Source organism: Mycobacterium sp. FW102-FHT13B02, from assembly GCF_058790275.1.
Map to the genome: position 1 here is coordinate 1 of NZ_JBYTCM010000047.1, position 7,039 is coordinate 7,039.

At 63.3% G+C, this 7,039-nt stretch carries 10 protein-coding genes and 1 pseudogene; 8 read left to right on the forward strand and 3 right to left on the reverse strand.

Features of this window, described 5'->3' with window-relative positions; translation table 11 throughout:
- Positions 1 to 188 precede the first annotated feature (188 nt).
- The 3 genes from AC3WTE_RS32145 to AC3WTE_RS32155 all read left to right on the forward strand — a co-directional run bounded on the left by AC3WTE_RS32145 (position 189) and on the right by AC3WTE_RS32155 (position 2,060).
- Complete coding sequence (locus AC3WTE_RS32145) at positions 189 to 533, forward strand: type II toxin-antitoxin system ParD family antitoxin (RefSeq protein ID WP_492443663.1); 345 nt, start codon at positions 189 to 191, stop codon at positions 531 to 533.
- 162 nt (positions 534 to 695) lie between these two features.
- Positions 696 to 1,256 (forward strand): recombinase family protein, encoded by a 561-nt coding sequence (locus tag AC3WTE_RS32150; protein WP_492443664.1) that lies wholly within the window; start codon positions 696 to 698, stop codon positions 1,254 to 1,256.
- 636 nt (positions 1,257 to 1,892) lie between these two features.
- Positions 1,893 to 2,060, forward strand: coding sequence for a hypothetical protein (locus AC3WTE_RS32155; protein ID WP_492443665.1), 168 nt, complete (start codon positions 1,893 to 1,895; stop codon positions 2,058 to 2,060).
- 139 nt (positions 2,061 to 2,199) lie between these two features.
- Here AC3WTE_RS32155 and AC3WTE_RS32160 read toward each other — a convergent pair whose 3' ends face one another.
- Positions 2,200 to 2,556 carry a hypothetical protein gene (locus AC3WTE_RS32160; RefSeq protein WP_492443666.1) on the reverse strand — a complete coding sequence of 119 codons (357 nt, stop codon included), beginning with the start codon at positions 2,554 to 2,556 and terminating at the stop codon, positions 2,200 to 2,202.
- 437 nt (positions 2,557 to 2,993) lie between these two features.
- Complete coding sequence (locus AC3WTE_RS32165) at positions 2,994 to 3,692, reverse strand: DUF3800 domain-containing protein (RefSeq protein ID WP_492443668.1); 699 nt, start codon at positions 3,690 to 3,692, stop codon at positions 2,994 to 2,996.
- Between the two features lie 173 nt (positions 3,693 to 3,865).
- Between AC3WTE_RS32165 and AC3WTE_RS32170 the strand changes: the two genes are divergently transcribed.
- From AC3WTE_RS32170 to AC3WTE_RS32180, 3 genes are all read left to right on the forward strand, one after another.
- Positions 3,866 to 4,648, forward strand: coding sequence for a ParA family protein (locus tag AC3WTE_RS32170; protein ID WP_492443669.1), 783 nt, complete (start codon positions 3,866 to 3,868; stop codon positions 4,646 to 4,648).
- Positions 4,645 to 4,968 carry a hypothetical protein gene (locus AC3WTE_RS32175; RefSeq protein WP_492443671.1) on the forward strand — a complete coding sequence of 108 codons (324 nt, stop codon included), beginning with the start codon at positions 4,645 to 4,647 and terminating at the stop codon, positions 4,966 to 4,968. Before AC3WTE_RS32170 ends, AC3WTE_RS32175 begins: the two co-directional genes overlap by 4 nt.
- A 96-nt stretch (positions 4,969 to 5,064) precedes the next feature.
- Positions 5,065 to 5,397 carry a hypothetical protein gene (locus AC3WTE_RS32180; RefSeq protein ID WP_492443673.1) on the forward strand — a complete coding sequence of 111 codons (333 nt, stop codon included), beginning with the start codon at positions 5,065 to 5,067 and terminating at the stop codon, positions 5,395 to 5,397.
- Positions 5,398 to 5,426: 29 nt separating this feature from the next.
- On the opposite strand, the gene AC3WTE_RS32185 is transcribed toward AC3WTE_RS32180, so the two are convergent.
- Positions 5,427 to 5,693 (reverse strand): hypothetical protein, encoded by a 267-nt coding sequence (locus AC3WTE_RS32185; protein ID WP_492443674.1) that lies wholly within the window; start codon positions 5,691 to 5,693, stop codon positions 5,427 to 5,429.
- A 326-nt stretch (positions 5,694 to 6,019) separates the two neighbouring features.
- Between AC3WTE_RS32185 and AC3WTE_RS32190 the strand changes: the two genes are divergently transcribed.
- The gene (locus AC3WTE_RS32190; RefSeq protein WP_492443675.1) at positions 6,020 to 6,304 is read left to right on the forward strand and encodes a hypothetical protein; all 285 of its coding nucleotides are present in this window, start codon (positions 6,020 to 6,022) and stop codon (positions 6,302 to 6,304) included.
- Positions 6,304 to 7,039, forward strand: a pseudogene (locus tag AC3WTE_RS32195) (hypothetical protein); the annotation flags it as partial. The gene AC3WTE_RS32190 and the pseudogene AC3WTE_RS32195, both read left to right, overlap by 1 nt.

Sequence of the window (7,039 nt, forward strand, 5' to 3'; positions counted from 1 at the left end):
TGTGATCATCCCCGGGAAGGCGCGCCCACATTCACGCCGCCCTACCAAGGCTCATCCACAGGTTCTGATCATTGCTCGAGGAACCTTCGGGCCCAATCGTGGGCGGGCAATCGATTGAACGCAACGGGCAAGCCCTGGCCGCACCGCTGACCTATCGCAGCAGCGTCGACCAGGGCAGACTCGTCCACATGACTGACGTGCGCAGAGACGACGCCAATGAGGATGGCGCACCGCGCGACCGCCAACGCAAGTTCCGTCAAATGCCAAATTTAGTTGTCCCACAAGACTTTGACGCACCTCTCCCCGAAGATGAATACGCGCCATGGGAAGACGGCGCCGACGGTGAGCGCTGGCTGGATCAACCCGGTATTACCGAGTCAATCGACGAGTCTGAATCTGATGATCACGTAGAGCGATTGCAAGCCTTGCGCGCTGCGCTCATCGATGGTGAGTGCAGCGGCGCGTCGACTCCGTTCGACTTCCATCAGTTTGTGGACCGCAAACGAAACCCGGGCAACCAGCACAACGGCTGATTAATCAGGGCCCGCGCAGGCCTGTCTCGTTTGTAGAGAAACGAGACACGGCCGCGGCCCTCCCCTCCCCCGCTCGTTGGGCCAGGTCGCGGTGTCTCATTTCCTGTCTCACACGGCGTGTCTCAAATCCCCGCTGTCGGTGGCCAATGAGACAGTGCAGGTATGGCCACGACCTTGGGGTACGCCCGCGTCAGCACCTTCGGTCAGGATCTCGATGCGCAGCTGGCCGCTTTGGCGGACGCCAGCGTCCACGCTGACCGGATCTACACCGACAAACTCTCCGGCGCCGCCAACACCACACGCCCCGGCCTGGCCGCCCTGCTGGACTACGCCCGGGCCGGCGACACCGTGGTTGTTACCGCGATCGACCGGCTCGGCCGCTCAGTAGCCGAAGTCACCCGAACCATCGCCGACCTCAGTGAGCGCCGAATCCTGGTGCGCGCCATACGCGAAGGCATCGACACCGCCACCCCAACGGGGCGTGCAGTCGCAGCCATCATGGCCACCCTCGCCGAACTCGAGCTCGAGCTGGGCAAGGAACGGCGCGCCGCCGCGCGCGAGTCACGCCGAGCTCGAAGCCTGCCGGCGACCAAACCCCACAAACTCAACCTCGAACGCCAAGAACAACTACGCCGCCTCGCCGCCACCGGCGAACCAGTCGCCGAACTCGCCGCAGCTTTCGGTATCGGCCGCGCGACCGCTTATCGATACCTCTCTGAGTAGGGACCTGAACGCGATCCCGCAGGAACCGACGGGATCGTTCACTGCCCAGGCACACACCTACCGGGCCGGCAGCGAGCACCACACCACCCATCTCGCTCGGCCACGGCCAGCCAGTCCAGCTCGGCGAAGATTCGGGATGTCCGAATTGTGTGAAATCGTTCCCGCTATGAACACCCATCCGGTGAACGCCGATACTCGCGCGATTCGCTACACCGCAACGCACTTGCGCACAAGTTGTGCCCAAAGGTGTGTTGTAAACACAGAAATCGGATTTGTTGAAGAATAGCGATCGCGAGGTTGTACGAGAATTTAGGTGCGTGGCCTTCCCCTCAGGGGCCGCGCTCCAGGACGCAGAGAAGGGAGGTACTGGGCGCAGCGAGATTGTCTGACAGGTGGTGGGTGTACCAACACCTCACCGTCTACGGTGCGAGTTTGAGACCGAGTGGTCTTGCTCGTGGCGTTCATCTGTGAACCCCGATACGGTCCGAGCCGAACAACCCCAGAGAGGAAACCCTGATTACGCAGCAACGGAACCGACAACACCATGAAACAGAGCAGCCGCCTCAGACAAACCCGGCCAGGTACGCGGAGGCGACTGCTGTATCCGATCTCCCAACAGAGAGGAGGGACCCCACCATGATAAATCCCTGGTGGAGACCCGGCGGCCTGAACTACCCGATATTGATGCTGCTCGCCCTGTGGGCCGTGGACACCACAGTGCTCATGTTCCGCGACCCGGCCGCCGCCGCAGTGTTAATCGCGATGGTCCCGGTACTGGTCGTACTGGTCGCCCGCAGCACATAACCCCGGCTCTCCGGCTCGGCCGCACCCATCCTCGCGTGCGCGCCGGGCCGGAAGTCGCCGGTCACGGCTCGCCGCTAGCTAGCATTGCTAGCCCAGATAGCACACCAGGCCCCTTGGCTGGTCGAAGGGCCACAGCACATCATTCCGGCCAGGAGTCCTTCCACGCTTGCTCACGTTCCTCCTTGGACATCTGCGGGAAGCCATCGCGCTCACCAGGCCCGCGCTCTGGGTCCCACGTGCTTTCAATCGCGATGACCTCACCGGGAGCGAACAGAACATCCACCATGTAGCGCGTGTTGTCGTTGACGTCGTAGCCGGTGTACGCCCGCACCCAGCCCCCAGACAACACGGCCACCTTGTATGCCCTGAGCTCCTTTAAAGGCTCGCGGGCCGTACGCGCCTTTTCATCGAACAATGGCGACCGCAGCTGATACATACGTTCGGCAGCGCGATCAGAAAGATGAAGAACACCGCCGCTCTCGGAAAACGGAAACATGCAACAAGTGTTACAGCACAGGCCGACAACGTGCCGCTGTACAGTTACGGCACACCACCCGTTCCCCGGCAGGGGGCGGGTTTTAACGTTTCAAAGCGGTTGTGCACTACTCCCCGGAAACGCCGCGAGCCGCAGACCTCGTCGTCCGGCGAGTAATCCTGCGGCTCACTTCCAAACCCACCGCGATGGGTCGGCTACAGTGCCCAAGCCTACGCTCACAGGTCGTCGAGGTGCTGACACGCTAGAGACGCGAAAACCGGGCGACCAAGCAAAACGTGCTGGCTCCCGGCCCCACTTCCCTGGCTCTTCACCAGGACAACCAAACTGTATGCGCCGACTGACGTCGACTGACCGAAACCGGTTAAAAAGTACGCAATACACCCAATCCGGTGTATTGTGGTCATCGCAGACCCCCCCACACCTGTGGATAAGGGGGTCTAGCTGTTTCTAGGGGCAAGTTCCTTTGGTTGCCGGCTCGGATCACGCTCAGCCAGGTAGTTTTCGTACCACCCCCAAGCGAACTCGTTCCGCGGATGACGGTCAACGGCCGCGTATGCGCTCCACGCCACCAAGTCGGCCATCTGCACAAGCTGCGACGTCTTCGAGTCGAGGTGGATCGCATCTTCGATGATGCGGCGTTCATCCAACTTCAATTGACGATGCGTGCTTCGGTAACTGCTGTCGCTGCCGTCCCCGTCCATGACAACTACGCCCAGCGAGTCGGTGGTGGCCAGTTCGTTCTCAAACCGCATGATCAGATCGCGGTAGAGCTCCCGTTTCGTGTCGGCAAGGCGCGCAGGGTCACCCCTGCGGTAGACGGCGCCGACGACGAGCCCTTCGGCACACCGCAGCGTGTCCAAACATTGCACCGCAACCTCCCGGCCGAAGTCTTTCCAGAACTCAGTTCCGTTGTGTATGTGCCGGTCAGGGATGTTTTTGGAGATACGGCCACGACCGTTCACGTAATCCGTGGTGTGTAGCTCTTGTTGGATGGCCACCCGGTACTCACGCCACAGCATTTTTCGGGAGTCCAGCCAGCACCGGAGCACGGATCCCCAGTGGTCTGGGCTGAATTCGACCCAGCCGTACACGACCATCCCGGATTGGGGGTGTCCGGAGTCGTCGATGTAGATCATGCGATTGAGGTGCCGCGGCATGCCTCAGATCGTTCACGACAAGAACCCAGGATTGCTCCGACACGCGGTCCGACTTTCGATTGCTAGTGTTGCTAGCATAGCTATCTGCACTATGCTAGCAACACTAGCAATCGTAGTTATCGCAGCTAGCTCGACTACGGAGGACACACACCATGCAGCCCAAACGGCACGCCCTGGCCAACCAAAAAGGCGGCGTCGGCAAGACCGCAACCACCCTCGGCCTGGCCAGCGCCATCAGCCACCGCGGCGGCCGCGCACTCATCGTCGACATGGACCCGCAGGCCAACGCCACCGAAGGCCTCGGCGTCTACACCGAAGACGGCCAGCTCACCACCGCCGACCTCATGGACCGCACCGAAGCCGGATCAGCCATCGACGCCGTCGTGGCCACCGACTGGGATGGCATCGACCTCATCCCGTCTCACCTGGACCTGTCCAACGCCGAATCCAGCGGCGCATCCGACCTGGTGTTCCGCCTCGATGTCGCGTTCGAGGGTCTGGACCTCTCGCCGTATGACGCGGTGCTGTTCGACTGCCCGCCCAGCCTGGGCAAGCTGCTATTCGCGGTCCTGCTGACCGTCGACACCGTGTACGCCATCACCGAGCCGACGAAAGACTCCGTCAAAGGCGTCACCCGCCTGGAAACCACCGTCCAGAAGGTCAAACTGCGGCCCAACCCGCGCCTGGAGCTGGCCAAGATCATCATTTCCCGCCGGCAGAACAAAGGCGAGCACATCGATCGCGAGCGCGAGCTGCGCGAAGCCTACGGCGACCTGGTCGCCCGCACCGTCATACCCGACCTCGGCGCCCGCCAAGACGCCCACAGCGCCGAAGTGCCCATGCACAAATTCAAAGGCGGCCGCGCCCTGAGCCTGCAAGTCGCCTACGACGACCTGCTCGACGAACTCGGCATCACCATCGGAGCCCACGCATGAGCACCGCACGCAAGCCGGCCATCACCCGCACCACCGGCCACCCCGCCGACGCCATCCCGGACCGGCCACCGGTTCTCACCGCCCCGGCCGCGCCACCCGAACCCGCGCCGAGCACCCCATTGCAACAGCCGGCGTCGCAGGCCGGGGGAGGGGTCGAGCGACTGACCGAGCAGCACAACGTCAGAATCCGGCCCTCCACCAAAAACCGCCTAGGTAAAGCCGTCGACAAACTCCGCTACGAAACCGGCGACCGCACCATCAGCATCGCCTCCATCACCGACCAAGCCCTTGACGCCTACCTCACCCAGCACGGCTGCTAGCTAGCCGTGCTATCACAAGCTAGCAAGATGCTCTCAGCTGGGGAAACAGTCATGGAGGAATCCAACATGTCAGACCGGCGCCGTACCGTAAGAGACGTGAACGCAGACACGCCGCAGGCAGCCACACCGCCGCAGCCGGGTTCTGCCGAGCACTGGGCCGCCTGGCTCGACCGCTACGGCGACGACTACGCCACACCCGACGAACGCCGTACCGCCTATCAAGACTTCCAAACCAACCTCGCCACTATGCAGACCGTCTTTTCGCAGCCCGACCGCATGCACACCGCCGGATATCTCGCCGCCCACGAACGCGTCTCCGCCGGAGACGCCGACAGCCCCGACGACGCCGAACTGTGGGTGCCGGCCAATCTCAGCGGCCCTGGGCGGGCGGATTGGCTCGAAGGATTCCGCTCACACTTCGAACCCTGAACGGCTGGGCACCGACGAACGGTGTTGCGTCACTCCGTGACCGCGACGCTCCCTGGCTCGTCAATGATTCGTGCGAGCGCCGCTCGTTGCTTTGGGCTGAGCATGTCAGTCGCGTGCCCGTCCACGACCATCGCCCACCAGGCCGTTTGATTGACTTGGCACTGGGCGCACGTGCGCGGCCCGAGTATGCCGAACGTGCCTATTCTCGGCGGGTAGTCCCACCCGGCCTCGAAGGCATCTTCCGGCGTCAGGATTTCCTCGAGGCCGCACACTTCGCAAATATGCCGCAACTGCACCCCAATGACGGTATCGGCGGGAGCGACGAGAATGCCAGCAGCCGCGGTTGATCCAACTCCTTTGCTAGCTGTGCTATCACGGCTAGCAAATTGGGTCTGATCAGGTATTTCATCGGATAGAGCTTCCTTCCTCGCCCGCAATTGTGGTGAACGTTGTGGTGGTGCCTGTCAAGGCCGATGCCGCTACGCGGTCGACCACGGTCGAGCTTTGACGGGCACCACCACAACGCACAAACGCGGCCAGTACGAGGAAGGGGCAGCTGCGAAGCAGTCCGCGAATAAACAGGCGTCGGCCACACCCCACAAGCCGTTTTAGACTGCCCAACGTGGGGGAACGTATCGCCGTTGACAGCGCGGGCCTGCTGTCCCATGCCGGCGTATGCGATCTCTCGGCATCGACGATCCCCGTCCCAGCACCCGCGGCCGCCGGCCACCTGACCCAGGCAACCACCGCAGCGGTCGCGCACGGTCACGCGCTGGTCAACGCGCTCGCAGCCCAGCTGACCGAGCGGGCCACCTCTACTGGTACGACGCTGCGCGCCGCGGCAGGGGAGTACATCAGCACCGACAGCGGCAACGCGCAGACAATCAGCACCACCATTCAGGTCTGATGCCCGTCTACGTCGGTGGTGCTCTGACCCGAGCGGACATAGAAGCTTGGGACACCACCCACCTAGAAACCGCAGCGACCCACTGGCGCTCGACGGCGGCGCACTGGGAAGGGCACTTCGAGACCATCCACACCGGCATGCTGCGACCCGGCGGCACCACCTGGGAAGGCACCGCCGCCGATGCTGCGGCCGAACGAAGCTGGGGCGACCTGGTGAAAGTCCGGGGCGCGGGCGATGCGCTATACGCGGCGGCCGGCCACGCCACCAATGGCGCCGGCGACATCGCATGGGCTAAACGTCAGGTGCTCGACGCAATCACCGAAGCCGAAGAAGCCGGATTCACTGTCGGACAAGACTTCTCAGTCACAGACAAGTCCTGGGGTGGGCTGATGCGCAGCACCGTGGCCAGGCAGCAGGAGGCCGTGGCCCATGCGCAGGCGATCCAGGCCGCGGTGACCCAGCTCGTAGCCGTCGACAAGGTCGTGGCCGAGCAGATCACTGCCGCACTCGCCCCGCTGGAGTCGCTGCAGTTCCCCGAGGACGGGCACAACGGGGACCCGACTGTGCAGATGACGGACTACGGGTTCAAAAAGGACACACCGACCGATCCGAAGGACCCGAACCCCAACTACCCGGGACGCACCGCAGACGGGAAGTTTGGCGGTGACAGTCTGATTCGGGACCAGTGTGACGGTCTGATTCGGGACCCACCCGGGCTTCGGCGTGGCGTCGTGA